The sequence below is a fragment of the Mycobacterium paraffinicum genome, assembly GCF_025822865.1.
GTDB classification, from domain to species: Bacteria; Actinomycetota; Actinomycetes; order Mycobacteriales; family Mycobacteriaceae; genus Mycobacterium; species Mycobacterium paraffinicum.
In genome coordinates this window covers 121109-140185 of the sequence record NZ_JACKUR010000013.1, presented here as the reverse complement: position 1 = coordinate 140185, position 19077 = coordinate 121109, and the positions used below count along the sequence as shown (strand labels likewise).

Genomic DNA, 19077 nt, shown 5'->3' with positions numbered 1-19077 from the left:
TCCTACAGTCTGGCAGTCTTATCTGACAAGGCATAAAGTCAGATCCAAACTTCGAGGAAGGACCTCAAATGTCGGACGATCAAGCCCCGACCCCGACCCGGGTGCTGCCAAAACCCAGGCGCGTTCGGTTTCCGATGCCGACCTCCACGAAGCGGCAACATTTTGTCGATGGCGACCTGGTGATGAGCCATTTCATCTCGGTGCTTTCTGCGACGTTCCCGGAAGGCGAGGATTTCTTCATCCGCTCGGTCAGGAACTTCCAGAGTTCCATCGACGATCCCCAACTAGAGACAGCGGTCAAGGGTTTCATCGGACAAGAGGCCACACATCGACACCAGCATCGTCTCCTAAACGAGCGACTCCAGGTCATGGGTTATCCGACCGCGCGAATCGACCGTCATGTCGGACGCTTGATCAAGCGATTGGAACGGCGCTTTTCGCCGGAAATGCGGCTGTCCATGACCTCCGCGTTGGAGCACTACACCGCTACGCTGGCAGAAATCATTCTTACCAGCGAAGACGCCCAGAAGCTCATCGGCCAGACAGAGGTTCGACCGATTCTGCTGTGGCATGCCTTCGAGGAGTCGGAGCACAAAGCGGTTGCCTTTGATGTCTATCGGCTGGTGGGAGCAACCGAGCGCACCCGTGTACGGGGCATGCGGATCGCTTCAGTAATTCTGTTCGGCGAGCTCATTCTGCAGACTGCCTTGTCTATGGCCGCTGATAGAGCCTCATATAACCCGGTCACCCTGGTGCGCAGTCTGTACCGCTTTAGTCGCACCCCGATGTTCACCGCCGATGCGCTGCGGCGTTTCCGTTCCTACAATCGCCCGGGTTTCCATCCTGATGATTGGGACAGCGCCGCGGTCCTGGAGCATTGGAGCAAAGAACTGTTCGACCAAGACGGTTCACAGCGAGTTATCGCTTCGTCGGGATAGCAAAGATGCGGAAGTGCGGCGACGCAGGAGCACCGTTCCTGCGTCGCTCCTTCCGAACAGGGTGCGACGCGTCGGTGACTCACGGATTCGGTGCTCGGTGGCCGGTGAAGGTGGCGGTCGGACCCGCAAATGCGGTTCGCAGCGATCGCCACGGGGCTGGCTGGCCCTGTTGTGAGCCTCGATCAGTCGCTGATGACATAGCGTTGAGCCAGGGTTTCAGCAAGTCTGCTGGTGTGCGCGACCACTTCTTTCTCGGTCACCGCAAGCAAACCGGAGTGCCAGGCGGTGATGACTTCGACGAATCCCCCGACAGCGATCAGGGTGTCCATGCGAAGGGCTATCTCGTCGGCATCTTGTCGGAGGTGTGGCCGGCTTGCCTCAACGACCAACTGCGTTGCTTCCTGTAGCGCCACGGCGCGGCGGTCTTGTAGCGGTGAGCTACCGACATGCTGAGCGAGGAGGATGCGTGCCCGGCCGGGATCGCGTGCGATCCGGTCGACCACGATGGTGATCGCCGCGGTGATGGTTTCGATCGGCGGCCGATTCGCACGCTCGTTGAAGAGCGCGGCGACCTCGCCGAGCATGTCATTGCGGACGCCATCCCACGCAGCAACGAGCAGCTCATCGCGCGTCTTGAAGCCCTCGTAGAAGTATCGATCGTTCAGCCCTGTGCGGGCGCATACGCCGCGCATAGTGACCGCGGCCCAACCGCTCTCACTCCAAATCTCGGTTGCGGCCTCGATCAATTGCTGCCGTCGCTCGGCACGACGCTCGGCCCCGGTCCGACCACCCCAGCGCTTGTTTCTCGACCGCACCTCTCCATCTTGACAAGGTGCTCGTTCCACCACCAAACTGGTGGCATGCGACACCAATGGTGGCTGGTGCCCCCAGATGAGAGTTTCCCCACAGCAGACGTCCATGTCGCGACCCGAAAGGCAGACGGATGAGATTGCTGCCCTTCGGCGGCGCACCAGGCAGAACGCACCGCGCCGATGCAGTCGTCACGGGCGCAGGAAGCGGTATCGGCCGCGCATTCGCCGTGGAGCTTGCGCGCCGAGGTGGACGCGTGGTGTGCGCCGACAAAGATCCCGTCACTGCAAAAGAGTCGGCAGAGTTGGTGAGGCAGGCTGGCGGCGAGGGCTTCGACATCGCATGCGATGTCACCGATCTTGAGCAGGTCCGCAACCTCGCTGATGTGAGCGAAGACTGGTTCGAGAAGGCTGCGAGCCTCGTCATCAACAACGCCGGAATCGGTGCGGGCGGCAACCGCATCGGCGCGACGTCGATCGAGGACTGGAACGCGGCGATTTCTGTCAACCTCTGGGGCGTTATCTACGGCTGCGAGACTTTTGTGCCTCGGCTCCGCAGCAATGGGCATGGCGGAGTCATCAATGTGGCGTCGGCAGCGAGCTTTGGCTCGGCCCCTCGGATGGCGGCTTACAACGTGAGCAAGGCCGGGGTGCTCGCTCTGTCGGAGACATTGGCGGCCGAACTGAGCGGTACTGACATCAACGTCACAGTGCTTTGCCCCACCTTCGTGAAGACGAACATCGTCAACAATCCTCAAATCGACGAGGCGGCTGCAAGACTCGCGGCCAACCTGATGAAATGGACCGGCATTTCGCCACAGCACGTTGCTCGAACGACGTTGAACGCGCACGATCGCGGACAAATTTATGTAGTACCCCAACTCGATGCCAAAGTCTTGTGGCAACTCAAGAGAGCCCTACCCGGCCCCTTTACTCGCACGCTGGGCCTCGTGGAGCGCATGGCCTCATGGAACGATTCAGCCGAGTAGAGGAGCAGGGAAAATGGCTTTCGCATACAGTGACATGCTCGAGACAATCAAAAACAAGCAATGGGCTCTTGCCGATATCGATTGGAACGCCCCTGGCGCGGAACTGATCACCGATGAACAGCGTCCCAAACTCAAGCAATTCATGTCCGACGTGGTGTGGATTGAGCATGTTGGAGCACGTGCCTTCGCCGCGATGGCTCCAAAGGCGCCATTCGAAGCGCTCGGAGACATTTACCGTTACTTTCACGCCGAGGAGCAGCGTCACGCCAATGCCGAACTTGCCTTGATGCGTCGCTGGGGCATGCTCGAGGAAGGCGAGAAACCGGTCCCGAACAAGAATATTCGGCTGGTCATCGAATGGCTGGACCGTTATGCGGAAGCCCTGCCCCTGACCGTCATCGGGGCCGCGATTCCGGCACTGGAGACTGCGCTCGATGGAGCGCTGCTGAAGTTTCTCCTCGATGAGGTTGACGACCCTGTGTGCGGGGAGGTGTTCAACAAGGTCAACAGCGACGAATCAAGGCATCTCGCGGTTGGCTTCCAGGTCTTGAATGACCTGGGCGCCAGCCCGATGCGAATCCACGCCATTCAAACTGCGGGTGCTCTTGTCGACCCGCGCATTCTCACCGGCGCTTTGCTGTATATCCCGCTCCTGACGCGCATGTTGATGAATCTCAACGCTATGGGTCTGTCCGAGGAGAAGTTATACAACGCAGTGACGCGGTATGCCAATGTCGGCGATCGCAGTGAGCATACGCGGAGGGTGCCCGGCTATCACATCTTGAAGGCGCACATGTCGTCGTCCATCAAGCGGTCCCAGCCTCTGCACTTCGTGTCTCAGCGCCTTGGCAATGCGATCGATGTTTTCCCTGTTCAGATTTTCGGTCGGCCGCCATCCTGGACGGACGAACTGACCTACGAACCGGTTGCCAAATGACAGGCACCACGACGACGTTGATCGTCGGCGCCGGGTTCGCAGGTATCGGTGCGGCGATCAGACTGCTTCAAGAGGGCACGGATGACTTGGTCATCCTGGAACGGTCAGATCGCGTCGGAGGCACCTGGCGAGACAATACTTATCCCGGTGCGGCCTGCGATATTCCCTCGCTTCTCTACTCCTACTCGTTCGAGCCGAATCCGGGCTGGACTCGTACCTACTCGGGGAGCGCTGAGATCCTCGAATATATCGACGATATGGTCGCCAAGTACGATCTTGCCCGGTTCATCCAGTTTGATACCGACGTGACTGCCTTGGAATTCGATGAGAGTGCCGGCATCTGGATGGCCGACACGGCAGATGGAAAGCGGTATCACACCCGGTCAGTTGTGATGGCCAGTGGACCACTTGCCAACGCCAGCTTTCCCGATATTCGGGGTATTGACTCGTACGGTGGAAAAAAGATCCACAGCGCTCGATGGGACCATGGCTACGATCTCGGCGGTAAGAGGGTTGCAGTCATCGGGACAGGCGCGAGCGCGGTTCAGATCATTCCCGAGCTCGTAAAGTCGGCTGCCTCGGTCAAAGTCTTCCAGAGAACGCCCGGCTGGGTGTTGCCCAGGGTGAACTTCAGGCATCCGGCCTGGGCGCGTTCGACCTTCACACACCTGCCGGTGAGCGAACAAGCGCTCCGCGACGCGTGGTTTTGGGCCCACGAAGTGATGGCAGTGGGTATGGTCTGGAACACCGCCGCGACGTCCGCGATACAGCTGGCGGCCAAGGCTCATCTCCGTCGGCAGGTGAAAGACTCCTGGTTGAGACGTCAGTTGACGCCCCATTTCAGGCCTGGATGCAAGCGCATGCTCATGACCAGTGATTATTACCCTGCGCTACAGGCGGATAACTGCAAGCTGATCAGCTGGCCGATCGCCACATTGTCACCCAACGGTGTTCGGACCGCCGACGGTGTCGAGCACGAAGTGGACTGTATCGTATTTGCCACTGGCTTCGATGTGGCCAAACGTGGCACCCCGTTCCCGATTAGCGGCCTCGGCGGTCGGAAGCTCGGCGATGAATGGTCTCAGGGGACATTTGCCTTCAAGAGCGTGAGCGTGGCCGGGTATCCGAACTTATTCTTCACTTTCGGACCGAATTCCGGGCCAGGCCACAACTCGGCGCTCGTATATATGGAGGCTGCAATTGACTATATAGTCAAGGCGATCAAGCTCCTTCAGCAAAATGACATCGGCACTTTGGATGTGAGGGAGGATCGTCAGGACCGCTATCACTCCGAAATTCAGCGCCGCCTTCGACGAACGACTTGGAATTCGGGGTGCAGCAGTTGGTATTTGACCGAGGACGGCTACAACGGCACGATGTACCCAGGTTTCGCGACCCAGTTTATGAGAGAACTATCCCGCTTGGATCCTCATGATTACGTGATAACCCGGCGCGACGATACACACGTCGAGCTGACGCAATCACTCTGAATACAAGTTTGCAAGGCTGACCGTCAGAACGGTGAAATACAGGAATGGATCGCAAGTCCGACCGTAATTACGAGATAATTATCATAGGAGCTGGATTTTCCGGCATCGGGTCTGGCATTAGCTTGATGAAGGCGGGATTTACCGACTTCTTGATGGTTGATGACGCCGATGGCGTAGGTGGTACGTGGCACTGGAACACCTACCCGGGTATCGCTGTCGATATACCGTCGTTCAGTTATCAATTCTCATACGAAATGCGGCCCTCTTGGTCGCGCACGTACGCCCACGGCAATGAGCTCAAAGCCTATGCCGAGCGATGTGTTGAAAAGTATCGGCTCTGGGACCATATTCGTTTCAACACAACCATTACCGAGGCTTGTTTCGACGAGAACGCAACACGGTGGCATTTGACCAGTGCCAATGGTGAGGAGTTCACGGCACGCTTCGTGATAAATTGCTCCGGCGTTCTCAGTCGGCCAAAGTGGCCTGAAATCAAGGGGGTGCGAGATTTCGCCGGCGTTACGCTCCACACGGCTAGATGGGACAATGCCAAAGATCTCAGCGGGAAGAGGGTTGCAGTAATCGGTACCGGTGCATCGGCGGTGCAACTGATACCCGAAGTCGCAAAGAAAGCAGAGAGTCTGACGGTATTTCAGCGAACTCCAATTTATTGTCTGCCGAAGCCAGACTTCCCCATACCGACGTGGGGTGGAAGGCTTCTACATTTCCTGCCGGGGGCACAATTGGCGACCCGGACCGCCAGCCAGGCGTTCGTGGAAATCACTTTCCCAATCGCCGCTCACTTTCATACGGTGATACCGTTCGCCGATGTCATGGAGAGCGCCGCAAAGCGGTACATGCGGCGTGAGGTCCATGACCCGACGACGAGAGAACAACTCATTCCGCGCTACTCGTTGGGCTGTAAACGACCCAGCTTCCACAATTCCTATCTCGCAACGTACAACCGGTCCAACGTTTCGCTCGAGACGAGCGGCATAACCCATATCGACCATGCATCCGTCCATACTCGAGACGGCAAAGCTCATCCCATTGACGTCTTGATCCTGGCCACCGGCTTCAAAGTGATGGAGTCGGGCAACATGCCAACTTACGTATTGAAGGGACGCGGCGGGCTGGAGCAGGCTACATGGTGGGACGAGCATCGACTGCAGGCCTTCGAAGGGGTGAGCGTCCCGGGATTTCCGAATCATTTCAACATCTTCGGCCCGTACGGCTACAACGGTTCCTCGTACTTCACGCTCATCGAGGCGCAGAGTCGGCACATCGTCCGGTGTCTTCGTCGCGCGCGGGCGCTGGGTGCTAACTGCGTGGAGGTCAAGAAGGAGGCGAACGACCGTTATTTCGCCGAAGTGCTAAGGCGGCGTCACAGACAGGTTTTCTGGCAGCCGAGCTGTTCCAATGCCAACAGCTACTACTTCGACAAGCACGGTGACGTTCCACTCCGTCCATCAACGACTCTGGAGACCTATTGGCGGAGCCGCACCTTTCGCCTCTCGGACTACCGATTCGAGAATCGGCCCGAAGAGGTGTGTCCCCGGTGACCAGAATGGATGCCCCTGACTGGCAGCCCAGTCTTGCCAGTCATCTCGTCGCGATGTCCTCGCGAACCACGCTGCGGCCACTGGCGCAGCTGATGCCATCAAACGCCTACGGACTTGCGGTGATGGATCGCGTGCTTCGAACAGCGCTCGTAGCCTCACGGCCTCGGCGCGGCGTCACAGTGCGCAAGGTTGACACTGTATTCGCCGGAGGCCCGGTTCGTGGGGACTGGATCACCACGCCTGCCATTAATCCGCATGCCAACCCTTTGCTGTACATCCACGGCGGCGCCTATTCTATGTGCTCGCCGGAGACGCACCGCGGTCTTCTTGGTGAACTCGCCTCGGCGAGCGGGCGCCCCATCTTCGCAGTGAAGTATCGTCTTGCCCCGCGGTATCCCTATCCCGCAGCCGCGGACGATGCGCTGAATGCGTATCGCTGGCTTACCAGCGGAGGGTCCCCGGGTTCTTGTCAGCGCACCGTCGCGGTTGCCGGCGATTCAGCGGGCGGTCAGCTCACGATGGCCACGGCCTTGGGCGCACGTGCAGTTGGATTGCCGCTCCCTGATGCGATGCTGCTGATGTCTCCCGTCCTGGATCTCAGGTGCGAACTTGCCAGAGCGCGTGAAATTCGCCGCCGGGATCCTTTTGCCTCCGCTCAATCAGCGGCGCGCGCTCTTGACCTCTACGTAGGTGGCGCAGATCGCGGAGATCCGCGCCTCAGCGTGCTTGACGCGGACCTCACCTCGATGCCGCCGATCCTCATTCAGGTGGGCGGGAGAGAAATGTTGATCGATGACTCGCGCCGTCTCGCCGAGCGACTTCAATCAGCTGGATCCCACGTCGAGATCCAGGTATACCGGGGACAGATCCATGTATTCCAGGCTATGTTCCGGATTCTTCCCGAAGCCCGAGACGCGATTCATCGAGCGGGACGCTTCCTTGAAGCCTCGGAAGTCAGGTGAAAGTGTCCGAACAGGCAATGCTCCTACACCTACACCACCTCGACCGCCGCAGCGTGAAGTCAGTCGTCTCTGCCTCATGAGCAGCAACTTCGCGACGGCCTGTCGCGCATACGATCCGTCGATCGTGATCATCGGGGCCGGCTTCGCCGGGGTTGCGATGGCCCACCGGCTGAAGAAGGACGGGTTCACGAACTTCACGATCCTGGAAAAGGCTGCAGACATCGGGGGTGTTTGGCGTGACAACACCTATCCGGGAGCGGCCTGCGACGTGCCGTCAGCGTTGTACTCACTCTCGTACAAGCCCAATCCTCGTTGGTCACGGCGATATGCCGAGCAACCCGAGATACTCAAGTACCTCCAACAACTCGTGGAGAGTGGCGGACTGGCCGCGCATCTGCGTACCCAGACCGAAGTTGTCGCAATGACCTTCGATGACCAGCTAGGGCGTTGGACCCTGGTTACGAACTCGAACGAGACAATAACCTGCGATGTCGTCGTCTCGGCCGTGGGTCAGCTCTCCTTGCCCCACGTACCCGTTATTGCCGACGCAGACACCTTCCAGGGGCCGCGCTTTCATTCGGCGCGTTGGGACCGATCGGTTTCGCTTCGCGGCAAGCAAGTAGCCGTCATCGGCACAGGAGCTAGTGCCATCCAATTCGTGCCACACATCGCCCAGGAGGCGGAGCATGTCACGCTATATCAGCGCACGGCTCCGTGGATCTTGCCGAAGTGGGACAGCAGGTATGGAGTCCTTCACGACAGGGTGAGCGAGTTATTGCCGATGGCGCTGCGCCTCGAGCGTTTCGCGGTATGGCTAATTTTCGAGTTGCTCGCTGTGACGCTAGTCGACGCGAAGCCCCTCTCACGCGTCCTCGGTGCGATCGCGCGCCGCCACCTACATCGGCAGGTTGCTAGCCCATCTTTGCGCGAGCAATTGATGCCTTCGGACGCGCCAGGGTGCAAGCGAGTGCTGTTCTCGAATGATTACTATCCAGCAATCGCGAGTGATCGCGTGTCGTTGGTGCCGAAGGCTATCGCAGAGCTCTGCGACAACGGTGTCAAGACCGTGGATGGAGAGTTTCGTCCTGCAGATGTCGTGATCTACGGAACCGGGTTTCGCGCCACCGATTTTCTCGCCCCGATGTCCGTGCGCGGCTCTCGCGGAGTCTCCTTGGCCGAGGTGTGGAAGACCCAGGCGTACGCATATCTGGGCATCACTGTCCCCATGTTCCCGAACCTGTTCCTGCTTTATGGTCCCAACACGAATGTGGGCTCGGGGTCGATCCTCTACATGATCGAGTCACAAGTCCGTCACATCGCAACGCTCATCAAAGCCGTGGCTGCTCATCCGGGTCATGCGATCGATGTCAGGACGGAGAGCGCGCAACGCTACAACACGCGCTTGAGAAGGCGACTACGGAGGTCGGTGTGGGCGCTGTGTGCGAGCTGGTATCGAACCTCGAGCGGGGAAATCCCGACGAACTGGCCGGGGCCTACCTTGGTTTATCGACTCCTTACCCGGAAGCCGCACAGCGGCGATTACGTCTTGAGAAACGTCGGGCGTCTAAAGGTCGGAGACCCTGCAGAACCGAGCCTGGCCGACTAAGGGCACGAGACGCGCACTTAACCGCTAGGCCAATAATGTCTAGATATTGACATCAATGGCATCTTTGTAAAGACTGGTGGACGCCGTCAAAGCGGCCCAGCGTCCAGGAGGAACCATGACGAATCACCTTCTCGCACCTGCGCACCACGTGAAGGAGCGGTTGTCCTCTGTGATCATGGTCCCCGCGCCTCACGCCGTCGACGACAGATGGCGTCGATGGAGCCGGGACTGGCCGGTTCGTGAACTGGCACCGGCACCCGCGGGCAATGGATTGAAAGCCGTCCGGGGGGATGCCGGACTGCCCTTCGTAGGTCACACGCTCGACTACATCCGATTCGGCTCGGATTTCAGTCGAGAGCGCTACGACCGTCTGGGTTCGGTGTCGTGGATGGGCGCGTTCGGCACCAAGATGGTGGTCATCGCCGGCCCTGACGCCACTCGAGAGGCGTTCACGAGCGAAGCGAAGGCATTCTCTCAGGATGGCTGGTCCTTCCTGATCGACGCCTTCTTCCATCGCGGTTTGATGCTCATGAGCTTCGACGAGCACTTGATGCACCGGCGCATCATGCAGGAGGCGTTTACGCGTCCGCGCCTGACCGGATACGTCGAACAGGTAACGCCATGCGTTCGCTCGGCAGTGCCTGCGTGGCCGGTGGGCCCGTCGGTTCGAATCTACCCACTGTTGAAGGAACTCACCCTCGACATCGCTACCGACGTCTTCATGGGCGGCCGCGGCAAGGACGAGAGCGATGCTGTCAACAAGGCGTTCGTCGCTACGGTCCGGGCGGCGAGTTCCCTTGTGCGTGCTCCGCTTCCGGGAACCAGATTCCGCGCTGGTGTGCAAGGGCGGGCGCGTTTTGGAGGACTACTTCTTCCGGCATCTGCCGGCCGCGCGAGCCGGTGAAACGGAGGATCTGTTCGCTGCTCTCTGTCAAGCCACGACCGAAGACGGGGAGCGGTTTTCCGACGAGGATGTGGTGAATCACATGATCTTCTTGATGATGGCGGCCCACGACACCTCGACGATCACCACCACAGCGGTCACCTATTTCCTTGCCAAGTATCCGCAGTGGCAGGAGGCTGCGGCTGCGGAAGCCGCGGCCATCGGTGACGGGTTGCCGGACATCGAGGCCCTGGAGAAGATGACGGTCATCGACCTCGTGATCAAGGAAGCGCTCAGACTGCTTGCACCTGTTCCGCTGGTGATGCGCAAGACGGTTCGAGATGTCGCCATCGATGGATATCACATCCCCTCGAACACGTTATGCGCTATAACGCCTGCCGTGAATCACTTCGATCGAACGATCTGGCGTGATCCGGAGCGGTTCGATCCCTCACGTTTCGACGAGCCTCGGCGCGAAGACCAACACCACCGATTCGCCTGGGTTCCGTTCGGAGGTGGAGCGCACAAGTGCATCGGCATGCAATTCGGGACGCTCGAGGTCAAAGCAATCCTGCACAGGATGCTGCGTTCGTTCACTTGGAAGGTTCCGGAGAACTATCACGTCCGATGGGACAACACCTCGCTGCCCATTCCGGTGGACGGACTTCCGTTGGAGATGAAGCGCCGATGACCGTCGACCACAGCCCCTACCTCGAACCCACGGAGTTTCTTGACTGGCAACAAGATTCGGTACGTGACTTCGTGTCATCGGCGATCCGTGGTGCCTGCGGCGACACCGAGAAGGCCATCGCCATCTTCACCGCGGTCCGTGACTCCATTTGGTACGACCCCTACACGGTGACCGACAACCCGCACGCGTATCGCGCCAGCACCGTCGCGACCGCAGAACGGGCCTACTGCGTCCCGAAGGCCGTGCTCTTGACTGCAGCGTGCCGAGCGGCGGGAATCCCGGCGCGGCTGGGGTTCGCCGACGTCCGAAACCACCTCCAGACCAAGGCATTGCGCGAGCGGATGGGTGGTAGCGACGTTTTCGTCTACCACGGCTACAGTCTCATGTTCCTCAACGGTGCGTGGGTAAAGGCCACCCCGGCGTTCAATCGCGAGCTGTGCGCACGCTTCGGTGTCTCGCCGATCGAATTCGACGGCCGTAGCGACGCGCTACTCCATGGTTTCACCGCTGACGGCACCCAGCACATGGAGTATCTGCGCGACCGGGGAGCCTACGACGATCTACCCCTAGCAGACATCCTGCAAGCACTGAGAACGCATTACGGCACATTCATCGATCAGCCGAACAGCCGTCCCGACCTCTTCGCCTGAAAGGGCACTACACGATGCAAAGCACAATGCAAAATGTTCCGCTCACGGTGTCGGCGATCGTCCAGCATGCGGCAGCCATACACGGCGACAGCGAGGTCGTCACTCCGACCGGAAATGGATATCGGAGAACGCCTTACCGCATTGTGCTGGCGCGAGTGGCTCGCCTTGCCAATGCGCTGCGCAGTCTTGGCGTCACGGCAGACCAACGCGTGGCCACCTTCCAGTGGAGCAACCAGGAACATCTGGAGGCCTACTGTGCGATTCCCTCCATGGGCGCGGTCCTGCACACGCTCAACATTCGTTTGGCCCCAGAGCAACTGGCGTACATCGCCAATCACGCGAGCGATCAGATCGTCCTAGTCGACGCTTCGGTTGCCCCGTTGTTGGCGCGCGCGCTCCCAGCGATGGCGTCGGTGCACACCGTCATCGTCACCGGAGAGGGCGACCTTGCCCCGCTACAGGGATGCGGGAAGACCGTTCTGCGTTACGAGGAAGTGCTTGCCGGCCAAGAAGAATCATTTGACTGGCCTGAGCTCGACGAGCTGTCCGCCGCGGCCATGTGTTATACGAGCGGTACCACCGGAGATCCCAAAGGCGTCGTCTACAGCCACCGTTCGACGTACCTTCACTCCCTGACCGCCTGCACAGCTAACGCTTTGTCAGTCAGCGAGGCCGACCGTGTTCTGGCCATCGTCCCAATGTTTCACGCCAATGCGTGGGGGCTTATTTACGCAGCGTTGATGTCCGGTGCGGATCTCGTACTGCCTGACCGGTATCTCCAAGCCGAACCGTTGGTGTCGATCATCGAAGACACCAGACCGACCTTGGCCGGTGCAGTGCCGACGATCTGGAACGATGTCGACCGATATCTGGATTCGCACCCTGAGCGGGACATTTCTTCGTTACGGCTGGTCGCGTGCGGGGGGTCTGCTGTTCCGCTTTCGTTGATGCGGGCATTCGAAGAGAAGTACGACGTGCCCATTGTGCAGGCCTGGGGTATGACCGAAACCTCTCCGTTGGCGACCGTTGCACGTCCGGTTCACAGAGCCGACGCGACGCGGCGCTGGGAGCTGCGCGCATCCCAGGGCCGACCGATCTGCGGTGTCGAAATCCGGTTGCGGGACGACGACGGGAAAGACGTGCCGTGGGACGGGCAATCAGTTGGGGAGATCCAGGCGCGCGGTCCCTGGATCACCGGGTCCTATTTCGGAAACAACGATACGGAGAAGTTCGACGAAGGATGGCTGCGTACCGGTGATGTGGGCAAGATCGACGCCGAGGGCTATCTGACACTGACCGACCGCTCGAAAGACGTCATCAAGTCAGGTGGCGAATGGATCTCCTCGGTGGAGCTGGAAAACACGCTGATCGGCCACCCTGCCGTGTACGAAGCGGCGGTAGTCGGCGTCGCGGACGATAAATGGCAGGAAAGGCCGTTGGCGCTTGTCGTCGTCCACCCCGGAACCGACGTTGACATTGACCAACTCCGATCGTTCCTTGCGGACAAAGTCGCCAAATGGTGGATTCCCGAGCGATGGAGCTTCGTGTCCGATATTCCGAGGACGAGCGTCGGAAAGTACGACAAAAAGGCCATCCGTGCGCGCCACTCTGCCGGCGAATACCTCATCGAAATCGAAACGTCATAACGTCAAATCCCTGGAATTCCAACAGTCGGAAGGTAATCATGTCCTCACCAATCTCTCCCTGGATGAATGCCGAATTACTCGAGCTTCGTGACCTCGCTGCGAAGTTCTTCTCGGCCGAATTGGCGCCGCATGCGAACCGCTTTGCAGACCAGCACCACGTCGACCGAGAACTGTGGAACCGAGCAGGCGAGCTGGGCCTGCTCTGCATGTCTATACCTGAGGAATACGGCGGAGGCGGTGGCACTTTCGCGCACGAAGCGGTCGTGCTTGAAGAGCAGGCCCGCATAGGTGACAGCTCATGGGGCGCGGGACTGCACAGCGGAATCGTCGCCCACTACATCCTGCAGTACGCGACTGAAGAGCTGCGCGCGCAGTGGCTTCCCAAGATGGCGTCCGGTGAAATGATCGGGGCGATCGCCATGACAGAACCGGGGACCGGGTCCGATCTGCAGAGCGTCAAGACAAAAGCCCTCCTGGACGGTGACGAGTACGTGATCACCGGCTCCAAGACTTTCATCACCAACGGCCAACAGGCCGACCTCATCATCGTTGTTGCCAAGACAGATCCGAGCCAGGGCGCTGCGGGCATCTCTTTGGTCGTTGTCGAGGCTGACCGGGCGGGATTCCGGCGCGGCAAGGTTCTCGACAAAATCGGCCAGCGCGGCCAGGACACCTCCGAGTTGTTCTTCGATGAAGTGAGAGTTCCGCGCTCGCATCTACTGGGCCAGTCTGAGGGACAGGGCTTCATTCAGCTGATGACGCAGCTGCCACAAGAGCGACTCATCGTCGCGGTGGGGGCTGTCGCAGCGATGGAACTTGCCCTGGAGCAGACGCTCAAGTACACGCGTGAGCGGGAGGCGTTCGGTCGGCCTGTCTTTGGCTTTCAGAACACCAAGTTCACGCTGGCTGAAGCCGCGACAGAAACGCGCATCGCACGAGTGTTCCTCGACTACTGCATCGACCTGCACCTTGCGGGTCAACTCGACGTGCAGACCGTCGCCATGGCGAAGTGGTGGACCACTGAGCGAGCGATGAAGGTACTCGATGACTGTATGCAGCTTCACGGCGGATATGGCTACATGACCGAGTACCCCATCTCGAGGTTGTGGGTGGATCAGCGCGTGCAAAAAATCTATGCCGGCACGAACGAGGTGATGAAGGAAATCATCTCGCGTTCCCTATGACTCAGAGGAGTTGCCGCCCGCACGTTAGTCATCTAGAGGAGGAGGACTGATGGCATCGATGGTGGTGCCGTATCGCCACGACATGGGCGGCCACTGCGGATCGGGGGCTCTTCGGGATTTGACCGAATGGGCCGGGATCCGTTGGGGTGATGACACCCCGGACGAAGGCATCGTGTTTGCTCTCGGCGGGGCCCTCGACTTCTCGTATGTTCGCTCGGCCCACCTACGTCCACCGATCTACCTCGTTGGACGCAGCGCGGACCTCGAAGACGAATACTTGACCCGGTTGGGCGCGCGCTTCGAGTGTCGTTCGACAGACGACCCCGATCTCGGGTGGAAATGGGTGACCGAACAGATCGATGCCGGTACGCCGGTCATGGTGTGGACTGACATCGCCGAATTGCCCTATCTGAGAACGCGTCTGAGTATGAGCCGGCACGATGTCGTGATCGTAGGGTACGACGACGACGAGGAACTCGCCTTCGTGGTCGATAACGATCGCGATACACCTCAAGCCGTGCCTTACGAGAATCTACGGAAGGCGCGGGCATCGACGGGATTTCCCGTCCCCACGCGGCACACCACCTACGTAGTCGAGTGGCCCGGCGCGGCACCAGATCTCGGCAATGCTGCCCGGTCGGCCTTCCGTAGGTCCGCGGACGCGATGCAGGGTTCGTGTGTGAGCGCGCCGATCACCGAGGACTCCGATTGTGAAATTCAGGTGCGTGGGCTACCAGGGGTATCGACTTTTGTGGAGGATCTCAAGCGGTGGCCGAAGATCTTTGACGACGACACCCTCGACGGAGCCTTGTTTGCGCTGAGCGCCTTCATCGAAAAAGCCGGAACCGGAGGCGGTCTGTTCCGAGATCTGCAAGCACGTGGATGTCGGCGCGTCGCTGAAGAGTTGAGTTTCGAACCTGCGTTTAAAGCAGCGGAGGCTGCAAAGACCGCATCTGAGTTGTGGACCGCGGTTGCGCACGCCGCTTATGACCGCGGTGCAGATCCGCACCGAAGAGCGAGCGGCGCCGCGTCCGTGGCTGCGCAATTGCCGACAGCCGAACGTCGACTCGCGGAGGCGCTGAGGGAGGCAGGAGATCTACTCCTATGAGTTCTGATTGCTTCGGAGCAAGCCGAACTGGTTGCGACCCAGCAGATTTATTTGAGCGCTTTGAATTGTGTCATAAGAAGGGAGAATCACGATGGCTGTCTTCGCTGATGCGGAAGAGGTTTACCGCTACCTCGCCGGCATCTTTCGACGAGGTTTGGAGAACGAAGACCTTGCGAACAGACTTGCCGGGTCCGGGGTGGTGTTACGGATCCACTACACCGATCCGGATGCGGTAGTAACCGTGGATATGCCGGAGAAGGTCGTAGAGACCGGCGCGGACAGTGGCGTTACACCGAATGTCGAATTGTTCATGTCCGCGGATACCGGCAACAGGTTCTGGTTGGGGAAGGTGAACTTGACCATGGCGATGGCGAAAGGAACTGTACGAGCGAAAGGTCCTGTCACCAAACTGATCAAGCTCATACCGCAGGCAAAGAACCTCTTTCCGGAATACCGGGCAATCCTTGAGGCCGACAAGCGTCACGACCTGCTCAATGTGTGATGTCGGTGCGGTACCGCGCCCGGGCCCGGGTGAGCGGCGCGGGCCTCTGGGCGATGTGCCCGGAGATCATCCAGGACAGTTCGCGCGACCACCGTGCGCGGTCGGGATAACTACTCGAGAAGCGTAATTCGATAGAAGGGACTTCAACATGAAGACACGTGCGGCTGTTTTGTGGGGCTTGGAGCAGAAGTGGGAGGTCGAAGAAGTCGATTTGGATCCGCCAGGTCCCGGGGAGGTCCTCGTGCGGCTGGCGGCCACCGGCTTGTGCCATTCCGACGAACATCTGGTGACCGGCGACCTCCCGATCCCATTGCCGGTAGTGGGGGGTCATGAGGGTGCTGGCACAGTCGTGGAGTGCGGCGAAGGGGTTGAGGAACTGTCCGAAGGTGATTCTGTCATCTTGACCTTCCTTCCCTCGTGTGGGCGCTGCTCGTACTGCGCGCGCGGCATGGGCAATCTCTGTGAGTTGGGAGCGGCGCTCATGATGGGACCGCAGATCGACGGCACCTATCGCTTTCACGCACGAGGCGAGGACGTCGGGCAGATGTGTTTGCTCGGGACGTTTTCCGAGTACACAGTGGTGCCGCAGGCGTCCGTGGTCAAGATTGACGGCGGAATCCCCCTGGATCGGGCAGCCTTGATCGGTTGCGGCGTCACGACCGGTTACGGATCTGCGGTGCGGACTGGGGAGGTGCGCGCCGGGGACACCGTCGTGGTAGTGGGAGCGGGCGGAATCGGAATGAATGCGATTCAGGGCGCGCGAATCGCGGGAGCGCTGGCGATTGTGGCGGTCGATCCGGTGAAGTTCAAGCGAGAGCAAGCGAGCGGGTTCGGTGCGACGCACACCGCGGCCTCGATGGATGAAGCTTGGTCGCTGGTCAGCGATATGACGCTGGGCAAGCTGGCTGATGTCTGCATCCTCACCACCGATGTGGCTGAGGCCTCCTACACCGCGGAAGCGCTGGCCTTGGTCGGAAAGCGCGGGCGCGTCGTGGTCACGGCCATCGGGCACCCCGACGACTCATCGATCTCAGGATCACTGCTTGAAATGACGCTTTACGAGAAGCAGATTCGTGGCGCTTTGTATGGCTCATCCAATGCGCCGCACGATATTCCGCGACTGGTCGAGCTGTACTCCGCTGGGTTGTTGAAGCTCGATGAGTTGGTCACCCGCGAATACTCCCTCGACCAAATCAATGAGGGCTACGAGGATATGCGTTCAGGAAAAAACATCCGAGGGCTGGTCCGGTTCTGAAGAGCATCATGCCCACTGCTGGTCTTCATATCCTTGCGTCGCTGCAGATCATGCGGCCGGGCCGCTTGGGTGGTTGGCGTCGCGTCCTTCTTTCCCGTCGTGAGGACGGCAAGCATCAGACACCTCATAGATCATTTATCACATTCTCTGGAGGCTGAGATGACGGACGCTGGCACGACCACGGCAAGCGGGGATGGGGCTGCTCGTTTCGCTATCGCCCCGGAGGTGTGGACCACGCCGGAGCGACGAGCGCTGAGCCAAATGGCGCGGTCTTTCGTGGAACGTGAAATCGCGCCGAAGCTAGCGGAATGGGAGCACGTGGGTGAGATTCCGCGCGACCTGCATCTCAATGCTGCCGAGGTGGGGCTTCTCGGAATCGGGTTCCCGGAAGAAGTCGGCGGCAGCGGCGGCAATGCGATTGACTCTGCACTGGTCACTGAGGCCATCCTGGCCGCAGGCGGGTCCACTGGCGTCTGCGCCGCCTTGTTCACCCATGGCATTGCCCTTCCCCACATTGCCGCCAATGGCTCCGACGCCCTGATTGAACGATATGTCCGTCCTACGCTCGCAGGAAAGATGATCGGCTCGCTGGGCGTTACCGAGCCTGGGGCAGGCTCAGATGTCGCGAATCTGCGCACACGCGCGGTGCGCGAGGGGGACACCTACGTGGTCAACGGAGCAAAGACGTTCATCACCAGCGGAGTTCGAGCGGACTTCGTTACTACGGCGGTACGCACCGGCGGACCGGGTTACGGTGGAGTTTCATTGCTTGTGATCGACAAGAATTCGCCTGGATTCGAAGTGTCCCGCCGGTTAGACAAGATGGGGTGGCGATGTAGCGACACCGCCGAGTTGTCTTTCGTCGACGTTCGCGTACCGGCTGACAACCTGGTGGGGGCAGAGAACAGTGGGTTTTTGCAGATCATGCAGCAATTTCAGGCTGAACGGCTCGGCATCGCCGTCCAGGCGTACGCGACGGCGGGTCGGGCTCTCGACCTTGCCAAGAGTTGGGCGCGGGAACGTGAAACGTTCGGTAGACCCTTGACGGGGCGCCAGATCATTCGCCATAAGCTTGCGGAGATGGCTCGACAGGTCGACGTGGCGTGCACCTACACCCGTGCGGTCATGCAGAGGTGGCTAGCGGGGGAGGATGTCGTTGCCGAGGTGTCGATGGCCAAGAACACCGCTGTGTATGCGTGCGACTACGTGGTCAATGAGGCGGTTCAGATCTTCGGTGGGATGGGCTACATGCGTGAGTCTGAGATCGAGAGACACTATCGAGATTGCCGAATTCTCGGAATAGGCGGCGGCACCAACGAAATCATGAACGAGGTCATCGCCAAACGTATCGGACTCTAGCTACTTGATTGAATCGCCCTGACTTTCCCGGAGGCTCGGGTTATTGGATTCCGGCCAGGGGTTGGTCGGTCCCATGTGCATCGTAGAACGCGGCTTCGAACTCGGTGGGTGGGATGTCATTAAGGTAGCTGTGTAAGCGGCTGGTGTTGTGCCAGTACACCCAGCTCAGGGTCGCGAGTTCGACGTCCTCGACGGTCTTCCACGGCCTGGTGCGGACTGGCCCGTAGATCAGCTCCGCCTTGTAGTAGCCGTTCACCGTCTCCAGGGCATTATCGTAGCTGTCTCCGATCGTGCCGATCGAGCGGACCGCTCCGATCTCGGCGAGCCGTTCGCCATAGCGGATAGAGGTGAATTGCGATCCGGCATCGGAGTGACATGTCAAGCCCGGCAATGTGTTTCCGCGTGACCAACGAGCCATCTCCAACGCATCCAGCACCATGGTGGTACGCATGTGCGACGCTACCCGCCAGCCCACGATCATCGGGTCTGCTGCACCAATAGGTGAC

At 59.8% G+C, this 19077-nt stretch carries 15 protein-coding genes and 2 pseudogenes; 15 read left to right on the top strand and 2 right to left on the bottom strand.

The window, feature by feature from the left end:
- Window positions 1-68 precede the first annotated feature (68 nt).
- Window positions 69-938: a metal-dependent hydrolase gene (locus H7J89_RS03410; RefSeq protein WP_011560583.1), complete on the top strand. Its 870-nt coding sequence runs from the start codon at window positions 69-71 to the stop codon at window positions 936-938.
- Between the two features lie 182 nt (window positions 939-1120).
- Here H7J89_RS03410 and H7J89_RS03405 read toward each other — a convergent pair whose 3' ends face one another.
- Window positions 1121-1753 (bottom strand): TetR/AcrR family transcriptional regulator, encoded by a 633-nt coding sequence (locus H7J89_RS03405; protein WP_005086596.1) that lies wholly within the window; start codon window positions 1751-1753, stop codon window positions 1121-1123.
- Window positions 1754-1881: 128 nt separating this feature from the next.
- On the opposite strand from H7J89_RS03405, the gene H7J89_RS03400 reads away from it, so the two are divergent.
- The 14 genes and pseudogenes from H7J89_RS03400 to H7J89_RS03335 all read left to right on the top strand — a co-directional run bounded on the left by H7J89_RS03400 (window position 1882) and on the right by H7J89_RS03335 (window position 18571).
- Entirely contained in the window at window positions 1882-2736 is an 855-nt protein-coding gene (locus H7J89_RS03400; protein ID WP_005086595.1) for an SDR family NAD(P)-dependent oxidoreductase, read from the top strand.
- A 13-nt stretch (window positions 2737-2749) separates the two neighbouring features.
- On the top strand, window positions 2750-3673 hold the full coding sequence (locus tag H7J89_RS03395; RefSeq protein ID WP_005086594.1) for a hypothetical protein: 924 nt from the start codon (window positions 2750-2752) through the stop codon (window positions 3671-3673).
- The gene (locus tag H7J89_RS03390) at window positions 3670-5163 is read left to right on the top strand and encodes a flavin-containing monooxygenase (protein ID WP_005086592.1); all 1494 of its coding nucleotides are present in this window, start codon (window positions 3670-3672) and stop codon (window positions 5161-5163) included. Before H7J89_RS03395 ends, H7J89_RS03390 begins: the two co-directional genes overlap by 4 nt.
- A 44-nt stretch (window positions 5164-5207) precedes the next feature.
- Window positions 5208-6725 (top strand): flavin-containing monooxygenase, encoded by a 1518-nt coding sequence (locus H7J89_RS03385; RefSeq protein ID WP_264036473.1) that lies wholly within the window; start codon window positions 5208-5210, stop codon window positions 6723-6725.
- Window positions 6722-7687 (top strand): alpha/beta hydrolase, encoded by a 966-nt coding sequence (locus H7J89_RS03380; RefSeq protein WP_012296509.1) that lies wholly within the window; start codon window positions 6722-6724, stop codon window positions 7685-7687. The genes H7J89_RS03385 and H7J89_RS03380 overlap by 4 nt, the downstream gene beginning before the upstream one ends.
- Before the next feature lie 76 nt (window positions 7688-7763).
- Complete coding sequence (locus H7J89_RS03375; protein WP_011856019.1) at window positions 7764-9293, top strand: flavin-containing monooxygenase; 1530 nt, start codon at window positions 7764-7766, stop codon at window positions 9291-9293.
- 115 nt (window positions 9294-9408) lie between these two features.
- A pseudogene (locus H7J89_RS03370) lies at window positions 9409-10867 on the top strand (cytochrome P450).
- On the top strand, window positions 10864-11517 hold the full coding sequence (locus tag H7J89_RS03365) for a transglutaminase-like domain-containing protein (protein WP_011560574.1): 654 nt from the start codon (window positions 10864-10866) through the stop codon (window positions 11515-11517). Before H7J89_RS03370 ends, H7J89_RS03365 begins: the two are co-directional and overlap by 4 nt.
- 26 nt (window positions 11518-11543) lie before the next feature.
- Window positions 11544-13163, top strand: a complete 1620-nt coding sequence (locus H7J89_RS03360) for a fatty acid--CoA ligase (RefSeq protein WP_264036569.1) — start codon at window positions 11544-11546, stop codon at window positions 13161-13163.
- 38 nt (window positions 13164-13201) lie between these two features.
- Entirely contained in the window at window positions 13202-14347 is a 1146-nt protein-coding gene (locus tag H7J89_RS03355; protein ID WP_264036471.1) for an acyl-CoA dehydrogenase family protein, read from the top strand.
- 49 nt (window positions 14348-14396) lie between these two features.
- Window positions 14397-15455 (top strand): BtrH N-terminal domain-containing protein, encoded by a 1059-nt coding sequence (locus H7J89_RS03350; RefSeq protein ID WP_005086581.1) that lies wholly within the window; start codon window positions 14397-14399, stop codon window positions 15453-15455.
- A 91-nt stretch (window positions 15456-15546) separates the two neighbouring features.
- The gene (locus H7J89_RS03345) at window positions 15547-15957 is read left to right on the top strand and encodes an SCP2 sterol-binding domain-containing protein (RefSeq protein WP_005110592.1); all 411 of its coding nucleotides are present in this window, start codon (window positions 15547-15549) and stop codon (window positions 15955-15957) included.
- Between the two features lie 148 nt (window positions 15958-16105).
- Window positions 16106-17212 carry an NDMA-dependent alcohol dehydrogenase gene (locus H7J89_RS03340; RefSeq protein ID WP_005086578.1) on the top strand — a complete coding sequence of 369 codons (1107 nt, stop codon included), beginning with the start codon at window positions 16106-16108 and terminating at the stop codon, window positions 17210-17212.
- A gap of 159 nt (window positions 17213-17371) precedes the next feature.
- Entirely contained in the window at window positions 17372-18571 is a 1200-nt protein-coding gene (locus H7J89_RS03335) for an acyl-CoA dehydrogenase family protein (RefSeq protein ID WP_264036468.1), read from the top strand.
- Window positions 18572-18611: 40 nt separating this feature from the next.
- Here the strand turns inward: H7J89_RS03335 and H7J89_RS03330 are convergent.
- Window positions 18612-19055, bottom strand: a pseudogene (locus H7J89_RS03330) (DDE-type integrase/transposase/recombinase); the annotation flags it as partial.
- Window positions 19056-19077: the final 22 nt, after the last annotated feature.

Excerpts from the sequence above, each read along its gene's own strand:
- H7J89_RS03355 (WP_264036471.1), top strand. The coding sequence starts at position 13,202 with ATGTCCTCACCAATCTCTCCCTGGATGAATGCCGAATTACTCGAGCTT.
- H7J89_RS03375 (WP_011856019.1), top strand. The coding sequence starts at position 7,764 with ATGAGCAGCAACTTCGCGACGGCCTGTCGCGCATACGATCCGTCGATC.
- H7J89_RS03350 (WP_005086581.1), top strand. The coding sequence starts at position 14,397 with ATGGCATCGATGGTGGTGCCGTATCGCCACGACATGGGCGGCCACTGC.
- H7J89_RS03400 (WP_005086595.1), top strand. The coding sequence starts at position 1,882 with ATGAGATTGCTGCCCTTCGGCGGCGCACCAGGCAGAACGCACCGCGCC.
- H7J89_RS03365 (WP_011560574.1), top strand. The coding sequence starts at position 10,864 with ATGACCGTCGACCACAGCCCCTACCTCGAACCCACGGAGTTTCTTGAC.
- H7J89_RS03385 (WP_264036473.1), top strand. The coding sequence starts at position 5,208 with ATGGATCGCAAGTCCGACCGTAATTACGAGATAATTATCATAGGAGCT.
- H7J89_RS03410 (WP_011560583.1), top strand. The coding sequence starts at position 69 with ATGTCGGACGATCAAGCCCCGACCCCGACCCGGGTGCTGCCAAAACCC.
- H7J89_RS03395 (WP_005086594.1), top strand. The coding sequence starts at position 2,750 with ATGGCTTTCGCATACAGTGACATGCTCGAGACAATCAAAAACAAGCAA.
- H7J89_RS03340 (WP_005086578.1), top strand. The coding sequence starts at position 16,106 with ATGAAGACACGTGCGGCTGTTTTGTGGGGCTTGGAGCAGAAGTGGGAG.
- H7J89_RS03335 (WP_264036468.1), top strand. The coding sequence starts at position 17,372 with ATGACGGACGCTGGCACGACCACGGCAAGCGGGGATGGGGCTGCTCGT.
- H7J89_RS03345 (WP_005110592.1), top strand. The coding sequence starts at position 15,547 with ATGGCTGTCTTCGCTGATGCGGAAGAGGTTTACCGCTACCTCGCCGGC.
- H7J89_RS03390 (WP_005086592.1), top strand. The coding sequence starts at position 3,670 with ATGACAGGCACCACGACGACGTTGATCGTCGGCGCCGGGTTCGCAGGT.
- H7J89_RS03360 (WP_264036569.1), top strand. The coding sequence starts at position 11,544 with ATGCAAAATGTTCCGCTCACGGTGTCGGCGATCGTCCAGCATGCGGCA.